The organism is Streptomyces sp. HUAS 15-9 (genome assembly GCF_025642155.1).
Lineage (GTDB): Bacteria > Actinomycetota > Actinomycetes > Streptomycetales > Streptomycetaceae > Streptomyces.
Genome location: NZ_CP106798.1, coordinates 1,877,466 through 1,894,108 on the forward strand (window position 1 = coordinate 1,877,466; position 16,643 = coordinate 1,894,108).

The 16,643-nt window shown below is 71.7% G+C and carries 15 protein-coding genes; 10 read left to right on the forward strand and 5 right to left on the reverse strand.

Translation table 11 applies throughout. From position 1 onward, the window contains the following. Window positions 1-86: 86 nt before the first annotated feature. The 3 genes from hmgA to N8I87_RS08580 are packed head-to-tail and all read left to right on the forward strand — an operon-like array spanning window position 87 to window position 3,367. On the forward strand, window positions 87-1,403 hold the full coding sequence (gene hmgA / locus N8I87_RS08570; protein ID WP_263207014.1) for a homogentisate 1,2-dioxygenase: 1,317 nt from the start codon (window positions 87-89) through the stop codon (window positions 1,401-1,403). A gap of 27 nt (window positions 1,404-1,430) precedes the next feature. Beyond that, window positions 1,431-2,180, forward strand: a complete 750-nt coding sequence (locus tag N8I87_RS08575) for a GntR family transcriptional regulator (RefSeq protein ID WP_263207016.1) — start codon at window positions 1,431-1,433, stop codon at window positions 2,178-2,180. A 26-nt stretch (window positions 2,181-2,206) separates the two neighbouring features. Beyond that, window positions 2,207-3,367: a type ISP restriction/modification enzyme gene (locus tag N8I87_RS08580; protein WP_263207018.1), complete on the forward strand. Its 1,161-nt coding sequence runs from the start codon at window positions 2,207-2,209 to the stop codon at window positions 3,365-3,367. 43 nt (window positions 3,368-3,410) lie between these two features. On the opposite strand, the gene N8I87_RS08585 is transcribed toward N8I87_RS08580, so the two are convergent. Further along, on the reverse strand, window positions 3,411-4,133 hold the full coding sequence (locus N8I87_RS08585) for a TetR/AcrR family transcriptional regulator (protein ID WP_263207020.1): 723 nt from the start codon (window positions 4,131-4,133) through the stop codon (window positions 3,411-3,413). A 63-nt stretch (window positions 4,134-4,196) separates the two neighbouring features. On the opposite strand from N8I87_RS08585, the gene N8I87_RS08590 reads away from it, so the two are divergent. The 3 genes from N8I87_RS08590 to N8I87_RS08600 all read left to right on the forward strand — a co-directional run bounded on the left by N8I87_RS08590 (window position 4,197) and on the right by N8I87_RS08600 (window position 7,194). Next, a complete protein-coding gene (locus N8I87_RS08590) occupies window positions 4,197-5,153 on the forward strand; it encodes an ATP-binding cassette domain-containing protein (protein ID WP_263207022.1) in 957 nt (318 codons plus the stop codon). Beyond that, a complete protein-coding gene (locus N8I87_RS08595) occupies window positions 5,150-5,932 on the forward strand; it encodes an ABC transporter permease (protein ID WP_263207023.1) in 783 nt (260 codons plus the stop codon). The genes N8I87_RS08590 and N8I87_RS08595 overlap by 4 nt, the downstream gene beginning before the upstream one ends. Window positions 5,933-5,997: 65 nt before the next feature. Then, complete coding sequence (locus tag N8I87_RS08600) at window positions 5,998-7,194, forward strand: CaiB/BaiF CoA transferase family protein (RefSeq protein WP_263207025.1); 1,197 nt, start codon at window positions 5,998-6,000, stop codon at window positions 7,192-7,194. A gap of 10 nt (window positions 7,195-7,204) precedes the next feature. Here the strand turns inward: N8I87_RS08600 and N8I87_RS08605 are convergent, their stop codons facing one another. The 3 genes from N8I87_RS08605 to N8I87_RS08615 form a co-directional block, all read right to left on the reverse strand. Beyond that, on the reverse strand, window positions 7,205-7,477 hold the full coding sequence (locus N8I87_RS08605; RefSeq protein ID WP_263207026.1) for a hypothetical protein: 273 nt from the start codon (window positions 7,475-7,477) through the stop codon (window positions 7,205-7,207). Between the two features lie 115 nt (window positions 7,478-7,592). Then, complete coding sequence (locus tag N8I87_RS08610) at window positions 7,593-8,405, reverse strand: anti-sigma factor (protein ID WP_263207028.1); 813 nt, start codon at window positions 8,403-8,405, stop codon at window positions 7,593-7,595. After that, complete coding sequence (locus N8I87_RS08615) at window positions 8,402-8,944, reverse strand: sigma-70 family RNA polymerase sigma factor (RefSeq protein ID WP_263207030.1); 543 nt, start codon at window positions 8,942-8,944, stop codon at window positions 8,402-8,404. The genes N8I87_RS08610 and N8I87_RS08615 overlap by 4 nt, the downstream gene beginning before the upstream one ends. Window positions 8,945-9,149: 205 nt before the next feature. Between N8I87_RS08615 and N8I87_RS08620 the strand changes: the two genes are divergently transcribed. The 4 genes from N8I87_RS08620 to N8I87_RS08635 all read left to right on the forward strand — a co-directional run bounded on the left by N8I87_RS08620 (window position 9,150) and on the right by N8I87_RS08635 (window position 15,686). Further along, window positions 9,150-10,691 (forward strand): DUF4331 domain-containing protein, encoded by a 1,542-nt coding sequence (locus N8I87_RS08620; protein ID WP_263207032.1) that lies wholly within the window; start codon window positions 9,150-9,152, stop codon window positions 10,689-10,691. A 109-nt stretch (window positions 10,692-10,800) separates the two neighbouring features. Beyond that, window positions 10,801-12,405: a tetratricopeptide repeat protein gene (locus N8I87_RS08625; RefSeq protein ID WP_263207033.1), complete on the forward strand. Its 1,605-nt coding sequence runs from the start codon at window positions 10,801-10,803 to the stop codon at window positions 12,403-12,405. After that, on the forward strand, window positions 12,402-14,048 hold the full coding sequence (locus tag N8I87_RS08630) for a HoxN/HupN/NixA family nickel/cobalt transporter (protein WP_263207035.1): 1,647 nt from the start codon (window positions 12,402-12,404) through the stop codon (window positions 14,046-14,048). Before N8I87_RS08625 ends, N8I87_RS08630 begins: the two co-directional genes overlap by 4 nt. A 27-nt stretch (window positions 14,049-14,075) precedes the next feature. Further along, window positions 14,076-15,686: a serine/threonine-protein kinase gene (locus N8I87_RS08635; RefSeq protein WP_263207037.1), complete on the forward strand. Its 1,611-nt coding sequence runs from the start codon at window positions 14,076-14,078 to the stop codon at window positions 15,684-15,686. A gap of 4 nt (window positions 15,687-15,690) precedes the next feature. Here N8I87_RS08635 and N8I87_RS08640 read toward each other — a convergent pair whose 3' ends face one another. Further along, entirely contained in the window at window positions 15,691-16,500 is an 810-nt protein-coding gene (locus tag N8I87_RS08640) for an SGNH/GDSL hydrolase family protein (RefSeq protein WP_263207039.1), read from the reverse strand. Window positions 16,501-16,643 lie beyond the last annotated feature (143 nt).

The following is a 16,643-nucleotide window of genomic DNA, read 5'->3' on the forward strand; positions in this document are numbered from 1 at the left end:
CGAGGCGGAGGACCACAACCCTCTTGCGCCGACGAAATCGCAATCCTACGGTGTTGCATAGGAATCGGGTTCGCAAGGGAGCGATCATGAGCGGGGACGCGCGGAAGACCGCCGAGACACTGGCCCACCTCTCCGGATTCGGCAATGAACACGCCTCGGAGGCGGTGCCGGGCGCCCTGCCCGAGGGCCGCAACTCGCCACAGCGGGCTCCGCTCGGGCTGTACGCGGAGCAGCTCAGCGGTACGGCCTTCACCGAGCCCAGGGCGTACAACCGCCGTTCCTGGCTGTATCGCATCCACCCCTCGGCCGCGCACCCCGCGTTCACCCGCACCGACAACGGCGCGATCCGCACGGGTCCCTTCGCCGAGACCGAGCCGGACCCGAACCGTCTGCGCTGGAACCCGCTGCCCGAGCCGCCGGCCGGGACGGACTTCCTCGCGGGCCTGTGGACCCTGGGCGGCAACGGCGACGTGACCCAGCGCGCCGGTATGGCCGTGCACCTGTACCACGCCAACGCCTCAATGGAGCGCGTCTTCAGCGACGCGGACGGGGAGCTGCTGATCGTCCCGGAGCGCGGCGGGCTGCTGCTGCGCACGGAGTTCGGGCTGCTGCACGCGGAGCCCGGACATGTGGCGCTGATCCCGCGCGGGGTGCGCTTCCGGGTGGAGCTGCTCGACGCCTCCGCCCGGGGTTATGTGTGCGAGAACTACGGCGCCGCCTTCCGGCTGCCCGACCTCGGCCCGATCGGCGCCAACGGGCTCGCCAACGCCCGGGACTTCCGGGCGCCGGTGGCCGCCTACGAGGACGTCGAGGGCCCGGTGGAGGTGGTGAACAAGTTCTGCGGCAACCTCTGGACGGCCACGTACGACCACTCGCCGCTCGACGTGGTCGCCTGGCACGGCAACTATCTCCCGTACGTGTACGACCTGCGCCGTTTCAATGTGATCGGCACGATCTCGTACGACCACCCCGACCCGTCGATCTTCACGGTCCTCACCTCCCCGTCCGACACCCCGGGCCTGGCCGGCGTCGACTTCGTGGTCTTCGCGCCGCGCTGGCTGGTGGGCGAGGACACCTTCCGGCCGCCGTACTTCCACCGCAACGTGATGAGCGAGTACATGGGGCTCATCGAGGGGGCGTACGACGCGAAGGCGGAGGGTTTCGTGCCGGGCGGGGGTTCGCTGCACAACATGATGTCGGCGCACGGACCGGACCGGGAGACCTTCGACCGGGCGAGCGCGGCCGAGCTGCGGCCGCAGAAGGTCGACGACGGGCTCGCGTTCATGTTCGAGACGCGCTGGCCGGTGACGCTCACGCCCCACGCGGCAGGGGCGGACCACCTCCAGCAGGGATACGACGACGTGTGGCAGGGCCTCGAGCGGCACTTCCGCCCCTTGCACTGATGATTCGCTCCAGGTACGGATGACCCAGTGACCTCCTTCGCTCCGGACTCGATCGTCCTGAACCGCAAGCTGCCGCTCTGGTATCAGGTGTCGCAGTCGCTGCGCGCCTCGATACTCGGCCGCTCGCCGCGGGACCCGCTGCGCCTGCCCACCGAGGAGCGGCTGGCGGAGCACTACGGCGTCAGTGTGCTGACCATGCGGCAGGCGCTGAAGGAGCTGGAGGACGAGGGGCTGATCAGCCGGCACCGGCGGCGCGGGACGTTCATCGAGCCCGGTGTCCAGCGGGGCGCGCCCGTGCGTCTGCTGGGCTCGGTGGACGCGATCGTGGCCCAGCAGTCCGGTATGACGACCGAGCTGCTGGACCACGGAACCGGGCCCGTGCCGGCGGAACTCGCCGAGTACTTCCCGGATCTGGCCGAGGTGGCGTCGTACCACCGGCTGCGCAGCGACGAGAAGACCGGCGAGCCGACCAACCACGCCCGCAACCACATCCGTCCCGAACTGGCCGCGCGCATCGACCTGGACGATCTGGTCCGCTGGCCGATGACCAAGGTGCTGCGGGATGTCGTCGGGGCGGACATCAGCCGCATCACGGACACGGTCGAGGCCCGGCTGGCCGACCCGGACACCGCGCGGCTGCTCCAAGTCCCGCTGCTCAGCCCGATCCTGCACTACACGGGTGTGACGTACGACACCGACGGCCGTGTCCTCGACGTGGCCGTCATCCACTACCGGGGGGACCGCTTCTCCTTCACGGTGACCTTGGACGCCACCTGACCCGCCCCGGACCGGCAGGTCGTACCATGCCCAGCGTGACGCACGAGGACGCTCCGCTGCTCGCGGACCTCATGCCGTGGTCCGTCGCACCCCTGCGGCCGGGCCGCGCCTGGCCGACGGCGCCCGACGCGGCCTGCCTGAAGGCCCGCTGGGACGCCCTGCTCAAGGCCGACGGCCCCGACCGGGAGGCCCTGTTCGAGCCCACGCGCTCGCGCACGCTGCACTCCGCGGTGGGTCAGCTGCCGGGACAGTCCAGCGGCACGGAGAAGCTGGTGCGTGCTTCGGGGCCGTGCCCGAAGCCGGTACGCGTGCTCGCGGCGCCCTTCGACGAGCAGTGGCTGATCCCGGACCACCGGTTGATCGACACGGCCCGCCCGGAGCTGTGGCGGGTGGCGGACGAGCACCAGGTGTTCGCCGTGGAGTCGCCCGCCGACACCCCGGGCCCGCCCCTGCTGGCGACGTCGCTGCTGCCCGTCCTGCGCCCCGGCCGCATCCGCCCGCTGTACCGCCGCCCCGGCGGCACGGAACCCAATCTGGCGCCGGGCCTGCTCGAGCACCTGGATTCCCGCCTCGGTCTGTCCCCCACCCCGGTGGACTTTCTCGCGTGGGTCATGGCGACGGTACGCCCGGACCTCACGGTCCCCCTCACCGAGGACGCCGAACTCTGGTCGCGGGGCGTGGAGTCGGGCCGTCGGCTGCTCTGGCTGATGCGGCGGGACGGCGAGCGCCCCAAACTCCCCGGCGGCCGCCGCCCGTACGTCCGCGCGCCGCTCCCCTCCCTCCCCCTCACCCTGCACTACGACCGCGACGAGGAGACCCTCCACCTCGACGAGGGCCGTATCTCCCCCGTACCGCCCGAGGCCTGGGACTTCGAGGTGGCCGGAGTCCGGGTCCTGGAGCAGTGGTTCACCACCCGCACCACGCCGCCCGAGCCGGGCACCCTGACCGCGATCCGCCCGACGACCTGGCCGCAACCATGGACGTCGGAACTGCTGGAGCTCATCACGGTCCTGGCGCTACTTGCCGAACACCGCCCCCAACAGGCCGAGTTGCGCATGACGGCCCCACTCACGGCCACGGCACTGCACAAGGCCGGCATACTCCCGGTCCCGGACGCCTCCCGCGGCCCCGCCTCGGTCCTTGACCACCACGAGGAGGGCCCGGAGGGCCAGTTCACGCTGGTCTGACGCTCACCGAGGGCCGGCTCCCCTCCAGGCCGTCCCCGCACAGTCACCGGCTGCCGCGCTCCACGTCGAACGCGTCGAGTACCCGGTTCAACGCCCGTGCGAGCACCGCCTCCAGGTCGATCGGGCCCTGGTCCTCCATGAAGGCCGCCGCCATGTGCGGGTACGCGCCCGTGGCAATACGGCTGCCCAGGTAGGCGATGCGGGCCGCGTTCTCCTGGTCCTCCGACCAGGGGAGGGAGCGGGTGCGTTCGGCGGTCTCGAGTTCGTTCCTGACGTACGTCGTCACCACGCCGTTGAGCATCGCGACGAGTTCCATCTTCGTGCCGTAGGACGCCTCCAGGGGGTCCAGGCAGGCGAGGCAGTGTTCGAGGTAGCGCAGGGCGTTCGGGCTGAAGCCGTAGACCGGGGACATCAGGCGCGGCACCCAGGGGTGGCGGTGCATCAGGGCGCGGGTCTGGTGCGCGACCCGAAGCATGTCGGCCCGCCAGTCGCCGCCCGGCTCCCAGAGCTCGTGCTCGGCGCTGACCGCGTCGACCATCAGCTCGTACAGATCCTCCTTGCGGGGGACGTAGTTGTACAGCGACATCGTGCCGCACCCCAGTTCGGCCGCGACGTGCCGCATCGACACCGCGTCCAGCCCGCGCTCGTCGGCGATCCGGACGGCGGCGGCCGCGACGTCGGCACGAGTGTACGCCGGTCTCGGACCCCGGCCCGTGCGCTCGGGGCGCGCCCAGATCACCTCGGGTTCGGCCCCTCGGACTGCCATCGGTCATCACCTCGACCACCATGCTAGTTACGTACACCGTACGCAGTGCGCTATGGTCGCCGCATGGCTACTACGTACGCTGTACTCAGTGAGGGTCTGGAGAAGCGCTTCGGCGCTGTGTACGCCCTGCGCGGGCTGGATCTGGCCGTCGCGCAGGGCACGGTCTGCGGGCTGCTCGGCCCGAACGGGGCGGGAAAGACGACGGCCGTACGGCTGCTCACCACGCTGCTGCGGCCGGACGCGGGTTCGGCCCGGGTCGCGGGACACGACCTCGTACGGGACGCGGCGGCGGTGCGGCGCCGGATCGCCGTCACGGGGCAGTACGCCTCGGTGGACGGGGATCTGACCGGGCGGGAGAACCTGCGGCTGTTCGCCCGGCTGCACCGGGTACGCGGACCGGCCGGGCGCGCCGGTGAGCTGCTGGAGCGCTTCGGGCTGGCCGAGGCCGCCGACCGGCCCGCCTCGACCTACTCGGGCGGGATGCGGCGCAGGCTGGACCTCGCGGCCTGCCTCGTCCGCCGGCCCGACGTACTGTTCCTCGACGAACCCACCACCGGGCTCGACCCGGCCGGCCGCAACGGGATATGGCAGGCCGTGCGCGAGCTGAGGGCGGACGGCACCACGGTGCTGCTGACCACCCAGTATCTGGAGGAGGCCGACCAGCTCGCCGACGAGATCGCCCTGGTGGACCGGGGCAGGGTCGCGCACACCGGCTCACCGGCCGAGCTCAAGGCGCGCGTCGGGTCGTACGCGGAGGTCGTCGTCACCCACGCCGACGCCCTGGCGCGGGCCGCGACCGTGCTCGGCGAACTCACCGGAACCGAGCCCGCGTTCGACCACGACCGCGGCGCCGTCGGCGCGGTCAGCACCGATCCGACGCTCACGCTTCCCCGCCTCGTGCGCGAACTCGACGCGGCGGGCGTGCCGCTGGCCGACGCCGGCCTCAGGCGGCCGACTCTCGACGACGTCTTCCTCCGGCTCACCTCGGACCCCACGGACGGCAAGGAGCTCGCGGCATGAGTGTGGTGGCGTACGACGGATGCGTGATGGTGGGGCGGCAGCTGCGGCGGGTCCGCAACAGTCCTGGGCTCGCGATCCTGACGCAGATGATGCCGGTGAACATGCTGCTGTTCTTCGGCTATGTCTTCGGCAGCGCGCTCGCCGTGCCCGGCCGGGAGTACCGCTCGTTCCTGCTGCCGGGGCTGCTGGTGGCGACCGCGGCCGGCGGGATCATGACCGGGATGTTCCAGGCCGCCCAGGACGCGCACCGGGGTGTGATGGAGCGCTTCCGCACGATGCCGGTGAGCCGGGCGGCCGTGCCGCTCGGGCAGGCGGTGGCGGACCTGGTCGTGACGGCGGTGGGGACCGTGCCACTGCTGCTGGTGGGGCTCGCGGTGGGGTGGCGGGTCGAGGGGTCGGCGGCCGGGGCGCTGGGCGCGGTGGGTCTGCTGCTGTTCTTCCGGTTCGCCTGCACGAGCATCGGGATCTTCCTCGGGCTGCTCACCCGCAGCGAGGACGCCGCCGGGCAGCTCGGCGCCTCGTCCTTCGTGCTGCCGCTGCTGTCCAACGCCTACATCCCCACCGGAAATCTGCCAGGCTGGCTGCGCGCGCTCGCCGAGTGGAACCCGATCAGCGCGGTCACCACGGCGCTGCGGGACCTCTTCGGCAACGCGCCCGTCCCGGACGGCGCCGCCTGGCCTGTGGCCCACCCCGTCGCCGGGTCGCTCGCCTGGTGCGCCGTGCTGACCGCGGTGTTCCTGCCGCTCGCGGTCCGCCGGTACACGCACGGCGGCCACTGAGCACCAGGTCACATGCGGTGGTCGACTACTGACAAAGGCGCCGCGCCCGAGTCATGATCCACCTCATGGACCGACTTCCCCTGCCCCTGGAGGGCATCACCGTCGTCGCCGTCGAACAGGCCGTGGCCGCGCCCTTCGCGACCCGGCAGCTCGCCGACCTGGGCGCCCGCGTCATCAAGGTCGAGCGGATCGACGGCGGCGACTTCGCGCGCGGCTACGACACCGCCGCCGGTGGTCTCGCCTCGCACTTCGTGTGGTGCAACCGGGGCAAGGAGTCCATCGCCCTCGACCTCAAGGACCCGCGCGGCCTGGACGTCGTACGGCGGCTGGTCGCGGACGCGGACGTGTTCGTGCAGAACCTCGCCCAGGGAGCCGCCGCCCGGCTCGGGCTGGACGCGGACACACTGTGCGCCGCGCATCCGCGGCTGGTCGCCGTGGACATCTCGGGGTACGGGGCGTCGGGCCCGTACGCCGACAAGCGGGCCTACGACATGCTCGTGCAGTGCGAGGCGGGGCTGGTGTCGGTGACCGGGACGCCGGAGCAACCGGTCAAGGCGGGGATCCCGGCGGCGGACATCGCGGCGGCCATGTACGCCTTCTCCGGTGTGCTGGCCGCGCTGGTGCGGCGCGGGACGACCGGGCGGGGCGGTCCGGTGGAGGTGTCGATGCTGGAGTCCCTCGCCGAGTGGATGGGCCATCCCCTGCACCATGCGATGCACGGGGGAACTCCCCCGGCGCGCAGCGGCCTCGCGCACGCCGTCATCGCGCCGTACGACGCCTATCCGACGGCGGACGGCGGGCGGGTACTGCTGTCGGTGCAGAACGACCGGGAGTGGCGGCGGCTGGCCGAGCAGGTCATGGGGCGGCCCGAGCTGGGGACGGACCCGGCGTTCGCGACGAACGCGGCGCGGGTCGAGAACCGGCGGCGCACCGATGAGCTGGTCGGCAAGGCGCTGGGCGCGCTGGAGGCCGACGAGGCGCTGGCCCGGCTGGAGGGCGCGGGCATCGCGTGCGCGCGCCTGAGGGATCTGCACGAGCTGGCGGAGCATCCGCAGCTGGTGGCCCGGGAGCGGTGGCGGCAGGTGGGATCGCCGGTGGGGCCGCTGCGTGCGCTGCTGCCCCCCATCACCATGCCGGGCGGGGACGACGCACGGATGGGGGACGTGCCCGCGCTCGGTCAGCACACCGAGGCGCTGCTGCGTGCCGTGGGGATGACGGACGACCAGATCGCAGCCCTGCGCCGGGACGGTGTGGCGGCCTGAGCGCGGGCCCTCAGTGCCTGTTGCCGCCGAACAGCGAGCGACGCAGCCGACGCAGCGGCGCGAACAGGGAGACGTGGCGCATCCGCGCGCCCCGGTCACTGCGCTTGGCGGGCTCACGCGCGGTCAGCTCACGCATCAGCGAGGTCGCCTCGGCCGTCTTCTGCTGCGGTATGGCGGGACCGCCCAGCACCGACAGATGGCGGTCGAGGCGCGAACTGGTCGCGCTGCTCCCGCAGGTGATCGCAGGGACCCTCGCCCTGCTGCGCACTGTTATCTGCTCCATGTCACTCCCCACCCGTACGAGTCCACCCGGCCCGGGCAGGCTAACCCTATCTCCCCGACCGGGCACGCGTGTATCGCGGTCACAGGATTCACCTTCCCCGTAAAGGGGTTGACGATTACTCTCCGAATCCAACTGATTTCAGGGCGAGTTGGACAACTGGCTGAGTTGTGGGCTGAGCTGACCCTCCGTCGGGTTCGACGGTCACTGCGAGTGACGTCGAGGACTTGCCGAGGCCGGCCGCCACCAAGGGCGCGTCACCCTCGAAGAGCCCGAGGGAGCGCGGTGGCACATGGGGGCGCATGAGCCAGAGCTGGTGCACATGGCCGCCGGGCGGCTGTCCATATCCGCTGAGCGTGACGACGGCCTGCCCCTCGGACGCGGAAGCGATCACTCCGATACTTCGGCCCCGCGCGTCCTTGCTGCTGGCGGCGCGGGCGTCGGAGGCGGCCAGAACGTGGGCGATCTCACGCGCCTGGGCCCGTTCGGCGTCGAGCCTGCCCTGGGTCCGGTCGGCCTGGACCGCGAACAGCCCGGCGACGACGAGGGCCGCCGCGGCCGTCGCCGTGGCGAACGGAACGAACAGGGGGCGCGCCCGGGGCGTACGGGTGCGTGTCGGCGGGGGCTGCGTGCCCCAGACGTGCGGCGGCAGTTGGGGTGTGCGCTCGCGCGCGGGGCCGGGCTCCTGCGGAGTCGCGCGTACGGCGGCCAGGACCCGGTCGCGCATCGCGGCCGGCGGCGGGGCGGCCGTGGACCAGGCGAGGCGCACGGCGTCCTCGGACAGGGTCCGCACCTCGGCGGCACAGCGGCCGCAGTCCGCGAGGTGCTTCTCGAAGCGGCGCCGCTCACCGGGTTCGAGGGCGTCCAGCGCGTAGGGGGCCGCGAGCGAGTGCAGATCCTCGCGGTGGAAGAGCTTGCCGAGGACACTCATGCGACACCTCCCAGGCACTTGCGCAGCTGGGTGAGTCCGTCGCGCATACGGGTCTTGACGGTGCCCAGCGGCAGAGAGAGCCGCTCGGCCACCTCACGGTACGTATAGCCGTCGTAGTAGGCGAGGGTGACGGACTGACGCTGGAGTGCGGTGAGCCGGTCCAGGCAGCGGCGCACCCACTCGCGCTCCAGTCCGGCCTCGACCTCCTCGGTCACCTGGTCGAAGGCGGGGGACCCCGCGCGCATCGCCTCGCGCTGCTCCCGCTCGCCCGCGGCACGGGCGCTGCGCACCCGGTCGACCGCACGGCGGTGGGCGAGGGTGAGGATCCAGGACAGGGCGCTGCCCCGGCCGGGGTCGAACCGAGCGGCGGAGCGCCAGAGTTCGAGCAGCACCTCCTGCGCCACCTCCTCCGACTGGGCGGAGTCGCGCACCACACGCCGTACAAGCCCGAACACCGGCCCGGACACCAGTCCGTACAGGTCCTCGAACGCCTTGTGGTCGCCGCCTGCCACGAGCACCAGCAACTCGTCAGCCTCCACTCGTGCCCCCTCTCCCCCGCCGCACCCGGATCGTCCTTTCACACCAGGGATTCGCAACGAACGCACCTCCGGATGGGGTACGGATCAGACTGCCGAAAACGCGGGTCGGATGTGAAGAAAAGATTTTTTGCGTCGGACCAATCCGATCCGGTCCCTCGCTCCGTATACCCGTCCGTCAAGCAAGTTGGGACTGAGGACGGACGGCATGACACCTCTATTCTCCAGGAGCGGCACGGGACGCAAGGGCCTCGTCACGCTCATCTGTGGTGCGCTGGCCGCCGGGGGGCTCGCAGCCGCCGGCGTGGCCACGCTGGAACCGGGGGCGGCCTCCGCCTCCTCCCACCGGGAGGCCCCGCTCATCTCGGGCACCCCGCAGTACGACAACACGGACCTGTACGCGTTCGTCAGCCCGGACAAGCCGGACACGACGACGATCGTGGCGAACTGGATCCCGTTCGAGGAGCCGGCCGGCGGTCCGAACTTCTACACCTTCGCGGATGACGCGCAGTACGACATCCACATCGACAACAACGGCGACGCGCAGGGCGAGTTGCTCTTCCGCTACACGTTCAAGACGCACACCAAGAACAAGAACACCTTCCTCTACAACACGGGCCCGGTCACCAGCCTCGACGACCCGGACCTCAACATCACGCAGACGTACGACATCGACCTCGTCAAGCTGAAGAACCAGCACGTGGTCTCGAAGACCAAGCTGGCGGACAACGTTCCGGTGGCACCGTCGAACGTCGGCAAGGCGTCGATGCCGGACTACGGCAAGCTGCGCTCCCAGGCCGTCTACAAGACGGCGGGCGGCGCCGCGACCTTCGCCGGCCAGGCCGACGACCCCTTCTTCGCGGACCTGCGGGTCTTCGACCTGCTCTACGGCGGCAACCTCACCGAGGTCGGCCGGGACACGCTCAAGGGCTACAACGTCAACACGATCGCCCTCCAGGTCCCCAACGACCTGATCCGCGAGTCGTCGAAGCAGCCGATCGTCGGCATCTGGTCGACGACGCAGCGCAGGAACGCGCAGGGCTACTACTCGCAGGTCTCGCGGCTGGGCAATCCGCTGGTGAACGAGGTCGTCAACCCGCAGAAGGACAAGGACAAGTTCAACGCGTCCGCGCCGTGGGACGACGCGCAGTTCCTGAAGAACGTGACCAACCCCGAGCTGCCGAAGCTCATCGAGGCGATCTACAAGATCAAGGCGCCGGCCGAGCCGCGCAACGACCTGGTCGACGTGTTCCTCAAGGGCGTCAAGGGCCTCAACCAGCCCCCGTATGTGAAGCCCTCGGAGGAACTGCGGCTGAACACCTCCATCACGCCGGCCATGCACCCCAAGCGTCTGGGTGTCCTCGACGGCGACAACGCGGGCTTCCCCAACGGCCGCCGGCTGAGTGACGACGTGATCGACGCCTCCCTGCAGGTGGTCGAGGGTGAACTGGTCGGCTCCAAGAACGACCTGGGTGACGCGGTCGACAAGAACGACAAGAAGTTCGAGAAGTACTTCCCGTACGTGGCCCAGCCGACCTCCGGTTCGCGCGGTGCGCTCGCCAAGGGCACGACCAGCGGCACGGATGTGAAGAGCCAGCTCGGCGACGCGCTGCAGCCGGCGGGTTCGTCGTCCGGCGGTTCCGACAACACGATGCTGATCGCCGGCTCGGCGGCCTCGGGCGCGGCCGGGATCCTGCTGATCGGCACCGCCCTCGCGTGGTGGCGCCGTCGTATGCAGCGTCCGTACTGATCGATCCGCACCCCACCGACTGGCGCGGCCCGCGCACCACATCCCCACGGCGCGGGCCGCGCCACCCCACGACCTCCACCAGCAGTGACCAGGCGACCTAGGAGAGGGCATGTCCCCGCGTACGAACGACAACGAGCCCGCCGCGCGGCCGGTGGACACAGACACCGACCCGGGGGACGCCGAAGCGGCGCGGACCATGGACGGGGACGAGGTGCTGGGCGCCGGGGCGACGGGCACTGCCAAGGGCAAGCCCCCGAGCACCGAAACGACGGGCGCTCCCGAGGCCAACGCCCCGGGTGCCGAAACGACGGGCACCCCCGAGGGCGACGCGGTCAGCGAGGCGCGGGTTGAGGCTGTGCGGCGGGTCGGGGCTGCCGGGCGTCGTTGGCAGGCCGCTCGACTCGCCTCATGTGCCGCCCTGTTGGCCGTGGCGATGACCGGCGGGGCGATCGCCCTCGGGGCGGCGCGGGACGGGGCGCCGGCAACCGTGGCGGCCGCCTCCACTGCCGTGGACCCCGCGTTGCTGACCAGCGGGAGCCTGGACGCGAGCATTGCCGCCCTGCAGAGCCATCTCCGATCACAGCCGAAGGACTACGGCGGTTGGGCCACCCTCGGTCTCGCCTACGTGGAACAGGCGCGGACCAAGGGCGACCCGTCCCGCTATCCGCAGGCGGACAAGGCACTGCGACGCTCACTGGCCCTGTCCCCGGACAATGAACAGGCCCTCTGCGGCCGCGCCGCCCTCGCCGCCGCGCGGCACGACTTCAAGGGCGCGCTGACCTACGCGGACAAGGTCCTGAAGGAGAACCCCTACAGCGAACGCGCCCTGTCCTCCCGTATCGACGCCCTGGTCGAACTCGGCCGGTACGACGAGGCGTCGAAGGCCGCCGACACCGCCGACGAGCGCCGCCCCGGAGTGCCCGTCTTCACGCGCTACGCCTATGTCCGCGAACTGCGCGGCGAGGTCGGCGCGGCACGCCAGGTCCTGGAGCAGGCCCTGGCCGGCGCCACCTCGAAGGGCGACATCGCCTACGTCGCCGCCCAGCTCGGCCAGCTCGCCTGGAACCAGGGCGACTACAGGACGGCGCTCACCTACTACGCCCGTGCCCTGGCGGCCGACGAGAACTACCTGCCCGCCCTGGAGGGCCGCGCCCGCGCGCAGGCCGCGAGCGGCGACCGGGCCGACGCCATCAAGGGCATGGAGCTCGTCGTCTCCCGCTATCCGCTGCCCGGCCCCCTCGTCGAACTCGGCGAGCTGTACGAGGCCCGCGGCGGCGAAGGGGACAAGGCCAAGGCGGGCGACCAGTACACCCTGGTCGACGCATGGATCGCCCTCGCCCGTGCCAACGGCGTCAACGCCGACCTCGACACCGCCCTGGCCGCCGCCGACCACGGCGACAAGGCCGAGGCCCTGCGCGCCGCACGCGCGGAATGGGCTCGCCGCCACACCGTGCACACCGCGGACGCCCTCGCCTGGGCCCTGCATGTCAACGGCCACGACCAGGAGGCCCTCCCCTATGCCCGGCGGGCCACCGCCACCGGCTACCGCAACGCCTCCTTCCGCTACCACCGCGGCATGATCGAACTCGCCACCGGCCACAGGAACGACGCCCGCGCCTCCCTTCAGGCGGCTCTGAAGCTGAACCCCGGCTTCTCCCCCTTGGGCGCGGCCAAGGCCCGTACGGCACTGAAGGGCCCGGAGGCGGCCAAGTGAAGCCCCGTCGCCGACTGTTCGCCTCCGCCGCTGCCGTGCTCACCGCCGCCTGCGCGCTCGCGCTCGCCCCTGCCACGAGCGCGAGCGCGCACCCCCTCGGCAACTTCACCGTCAACCGCTACGACGGTCTGGTCGCCGCCCCCGGGCAGCTGCGCGTCGACCACGTCGAGGACCTCGCCGAGATCCCGGCCACCCAGGCCAAGCCCGACATCAAGCGGCTGGGCATGACCGAGTGGGCCCGGCAGCGGTGCACGCAGGCCGCCGAGGGCAGCAAGGTCACCGTCGACGGCCGGACCACCGCACTGTCCGCCGACAGCAGCCACGCCCGGCTGCGGCCCGGACAGGCCGGACTCGACACCCTCCGCGTGGAGTGCCGGCTCACCGCCCGGCTCCCCAAAGGCACCGCGGTCACCCTCGGCTTCCACAGCGCGGGGGTGTCCACCGGGCCCGGCTGGCGGGAGATCACCGCGCGCGGCGACCGGATGACCCTCGCCGCGTCGGACGTCCCGAAGAAATCGGTGTCGCACGAACTCACCCGCTATCCCAAGGAATTGCTCTCCTCCCCCGCCGACACCGCCACCGCCTCGCTGCGGGTGCGCCCCGGCGGGCCCGCCCTCACCGGTGAGCGGCAGGAAGCGCCGGCCGCCTCCGTGCTGCCCCGCGGCGCCGACCGGTGGACCCGGGCCCTGGACGGTCTGGTCGCCCGGCACGACCTCACCGTCGGCTTCGCCGCCCTCGCCCTGCTCATCGCGATCGGCCTCGGCGCGATGCACGCCCTGGCCCCGGGCCATGGCAAGACCCTGATGGCCGCGACGGCCGCGGCCCGCGGCGGCCGGGCCCGGCTGAAGGACGTCCTGCCCCTTGCCGCCTCGGTCACGGTGACCCACACCCTCGGCGTCGTCACCCTGGGCCTGCTCGTCACCGCCGGTTCGGCCGCCACGCCCTCGGTGATCGCCTGGCTGGGCATCGCGAGCGGCGTCCTGGTGACCCTGGCGGGCGTGAACCTCGTACGACGGGCCTGGCGCACCCGGGCCCACACGCACCACGACCATCCGCACGGGCACGCCCACGCGCACGGCCACACGCACAGCCACGAGGAGGCGCCGGAGCGCTCGTTGGCACTGGTCGGCGCGCACGACGGAGCCATGTCCCCGGCGCACGCCCACGACCACGATCACGACAACGGGCATGGCGAGGAGCACGGGCACGGGCACGACCATCACCACGAGCACGCCCACGCCCACCCGCACGCGGTCGAGCACACCCACGGCGGCTTCACCCACTCACACCCCACCGCCCCCACCCTGCGCGGCACGATCCTTCTCGGCTTCGCGGGCGGGCTCGTGCCCAGTCCGTCCGCCGTGGTGGTCCTCGTCGGCGCGGCGGCCCTCGGCCAGGCCTGGTTCGGTCTGCTGCTCGTCGTCGCCTACGGGATCGGGCTCGCCCTGACCCTGACCGCGGCCGGGTTCGCGGTCGTCAAGCTGGGTACGGGAATCAACCGGGTGATGGACGGGCGTCCCCGCTGGACCACCCACCCGGTAACCGCCCTGGTGCGCAGGACCATGCCCTTGGCGTCGGCGTTCGTCGTGCTGGCTCTCGGAGCCGGATTGGTGCTCAAGGGGGCGGCATCCGCACTCGGCTGAGCTACTTTTGGGGAGATATCACGCGAGATGCCGTGGGGGGCGCCGGTGTCCGAAGAACCGGGCAGTGAACGTGTCATCGCGGGCCGCTACCGGCTCCTGTCCCCGCTCGGCGAGGGCGGTATGGGAACGGTGTGGCGGGCCCGCGACGAGGTGCTGTACCGCGAGGTCGCCGTCAAGGAGGTGCGGGCCCCGGCCGGGCTGCCCGGCCCGGACGTCGAGCGGATGTACGCCCGGCTGGAGCGCGAGGCGTGGGCGGCGGCCAGGGTCGCGAACCGCAATGTGGTGACGGTGTACGACGTGGCGATGGAGGGCGGCCGGCCCTGGATCGTCATGGAGCTGATCCGCGGGGTGTCTCTGGCCGACCAGTTGGAGGCCGAGGGCCCGCTGTCCCCGCAGGGTGCCGCACACATCGGCGCGGAGGTGCTGGCCGCGCTGCGCGCCGCGCACGACGCCGGGGTGCTGCACCGGGATGTGAAGCCGGGCAATGTGCTGCTGGCGAACGACGGCCGCGTGGTGCTCACCGACTTCGGCATCGCCACGGTGGAGGGCAGCTCCGCGCTGACCATGACCGGCGAGGTGATCGGCTCGCCCGAGTTCCTGGCTCCGGAGCGGGCGTTGGGCCGTACGCCCGGTCCCGAGTCCGATCTGTGGTCCCTCGGCGTGCTGCTGTACGCGGCCGTCGAGGGCATCTCGCCGTTCCGCCAGGACACCCCGCTCAGCACGCTGCGGGCCGTCGTCGACGAGGAGCTGCCGCCGGCCCGGAGAGCGGGGCCGCTCGCCCCGGTCATCGAGGGCCTGCTGCGCAAGGATCCGGCGGACCGGTTGCCGGCCGACGTCGCCGAGCGGGATCTGCGGCTGATCGCGGCGGGCGGCACCCTGCGCGCCGACACGGTCTCCGCATCGTCGTACCCGCAGACTGTCGCGGCCCAGCCGCAACAGCCGTTCCCCACGCCGCCGATGCCGGTGCCGACCCGGCCCGTGCCGAGCGCGACGACCACGGCCACGCGGCCCGATCGCAACCGGCGGGCCGCGGTCTTCCTGGTGGCGGGGCTGGTCGCCATCGTGCTGGCGCTGGCGGGGCTGACTTACGCGCTGCTCAACCGCGACAACGGCGGTGACAAGGGGAACGCCGGAGGGAGCAGCAGCCAGTCGGGCAGCAATCTCAGCTCCCCCGCCCCGAGCAGCACCACCGACTCGGACACGGGTGCCCCGCCGCCCACCCCGAGCAGTACCCCGCCCAGCAGTCAGCCGGCCCAGTCCGTGAACGTGACGGTGAGCGGCGCGAACACGGACTACTCGGGGGCCTGTCCGCCGCCGAGCGAGCAGGCGCCCGCCTTCACGGCGACGTTCACCGTGGGCCGGCTGCCGGCGCGGGTGGAGTACCGGTGGGTGCTGAAGGACGGATCGGTCTCCGACCCGGGGTGGAAGACGCTGTCGTTCCCCTCGGGCGGCGGGAAGTCACAGCAGGACAAGGTGATTGTGACGACATACTCCGAGAGCGGGACGATCCGGAACGCGATCAGCGTCGAGGTGCGAGGTCCGGTGCGGACGACGTCGAACTCGGTGCCGTTCTCGGTGACCTGCGCGACGACGGAGACCCCGACGGACGGGGCCTCCTCGCCTTCGGCCTCGCCGTGACGGGTCAGGCCTCGCTGGTCAGCACGGGCAGATAGCCGCCCGACTGGCCGGCGGCGGTCGGGTGGTACGACACGCCGATGTCGAACCATTCGAGGCTGTGCAGCCAGGAGCTGCCGGAGCAGATCTCATGGCCGCTGAAGGTGGTGCGGACGTCGGCGAACGCGAAGCCGTGGTCGGCGGCGCGCTTGGCGATCGCGGCGTCCAGGTAGTCGGCCGCGTTGTTGATGGCGGTGCGTTTGGTCTCGGAGAGGCCGATGCAGGAGGTGCCCAGCTTGTAGAAGCGGGGGTAGCCGAGCACGACCACGCGGGCGGACGGGGCTCTGGCACTGATCGCGTTGTAGACGTTGTCGAGCTTGCCGGGGAGCGTCGTGTCGACGTAGGCCTTCGCGGTGTTGATCCGGGACAGGCAGGTGCTGTCGGAGTTGAGCACACAGGTCGTCATGACATCGGCGAAGCCTGCGTCGTTGCCGCCGATGGTGAGGGAGACGAGGGCGGTCGAGGAGTTGAGCGAGCCGAGCTGATTGGCGAGCACGTCGTCCGTCCGGGCGCCCGAGCAGGCGTTGAAGGCGAACGACGACGGTGCGTGGGCTGCGTTCCACAGGTACGGATACGCCTTGGTGCTGCGGTCGCAGCTCCCACTCGAACTGATGTAGCTGCCCGCTCCGACTCCGGAGGAGTAGGAGTCACCGAGCGCCACATAGCCCCCGGTCGCGGCGAGTTGGGGGGACGCCTGCGCCGTCGCTGCCCCGGTGAGGGCGAAGCCGGCGGCGAGGAGGAGTGAGGTCACGTATGCCGTAAGTCGGAAACGTCTCATGGAACCTCCCTTTAGCAGGATCTCTGCCACAACTGTCGTAGCAACTACGCGCGTTGACGGGAAGTGTCCATGCCAAAACTTTTGAGGCCTCAACTAGATCAGTTACGACCACTCATGGGCCGCGCGAGATCACCCGACCCCGC

Coding starts and splice junctions, on each gene's coding strand:
- hmgA (WP_263207014.1), top strand. CDS start 87: ATGAGCGGGGACGCGCGGAAGACCGCCGAGACACTGGCCCACCTCTCC.
- N8I87_RS08580 (WP_263207018.1), top strand. CDS start 2,207: ATGCCCAGCGTGACGCACGAGGACGCTCCGCTGCTCGCGGACCTCATG.
- N8I87_RS08585 (WP_263207020.1), bottom strand. CDS start 4,133: ATGGCAGTCCGAGGGGCCGAACCCGAGGTGATCTGGGCGCGCCCCGAG.
- N8I87_RS08590 (WP_263207022.1), top strand. CDS start 4,197: ATGGCTACTACGTACGCTGTACTCAGTGAGGGTCTGGAGAAGCGCTTC.
- N8I87_RS08595 (WP_263207023.1), top strand. CDS start 5,150: ATGAGTGTGGTGGCGTACGACGGATGCGTGATGGTGGGGCGGCAGCTG.
- N8I87_RS08600 (WP_263207025.1), top strand. CDS start 5,998: ATGGACCGACTTCCCCTGCCCCTGGAGGGCATCACCGTCGTCGCCGTC.
- N8I87_RS08605 (WP_263207026.1), bottom strand. CDS start 7,477: ATGGAGCAGATAACAGTGCGCAGCAGGGCGAGGGTCCCTGCGATCACC.
- N8I87_RS08610 (WP_263207028.1), bottom strand. CDS start 8,405: ATGAGTGTCCTCGGCAAGCTCTTCCACCGCGAGGATCTGCACTCGCTC.
- N8I87_RS08620 (WP_263207032.1), top strand. CDS start 9,150: ATGACACCTCTATTCTCCAGGAGCGGCACGGGACGCAAGGGCCTCGTC.
- N8I87_RS08625 (WP_263207033.1), top strand. CDS start 10,801: ATGTCCCCGCGTACGAACGACAACGAGCCCGCCGCGCGGCCGGTGGAC.
- N8I87_RS08635 (WP_263207037.1), top strand. CDS start 14,076: ATGCCGTGGGGGGCGCCGGTGTCCGAAGAACCGGGCAGTGAACGTGTC.
- N8I87_RS08640 (WP_263207039.1), bottom strand. CDS start 16,500: ATGAGACGTTTCCGACTTACGGCATACGTGACCTCACTCCTCCTCGCC.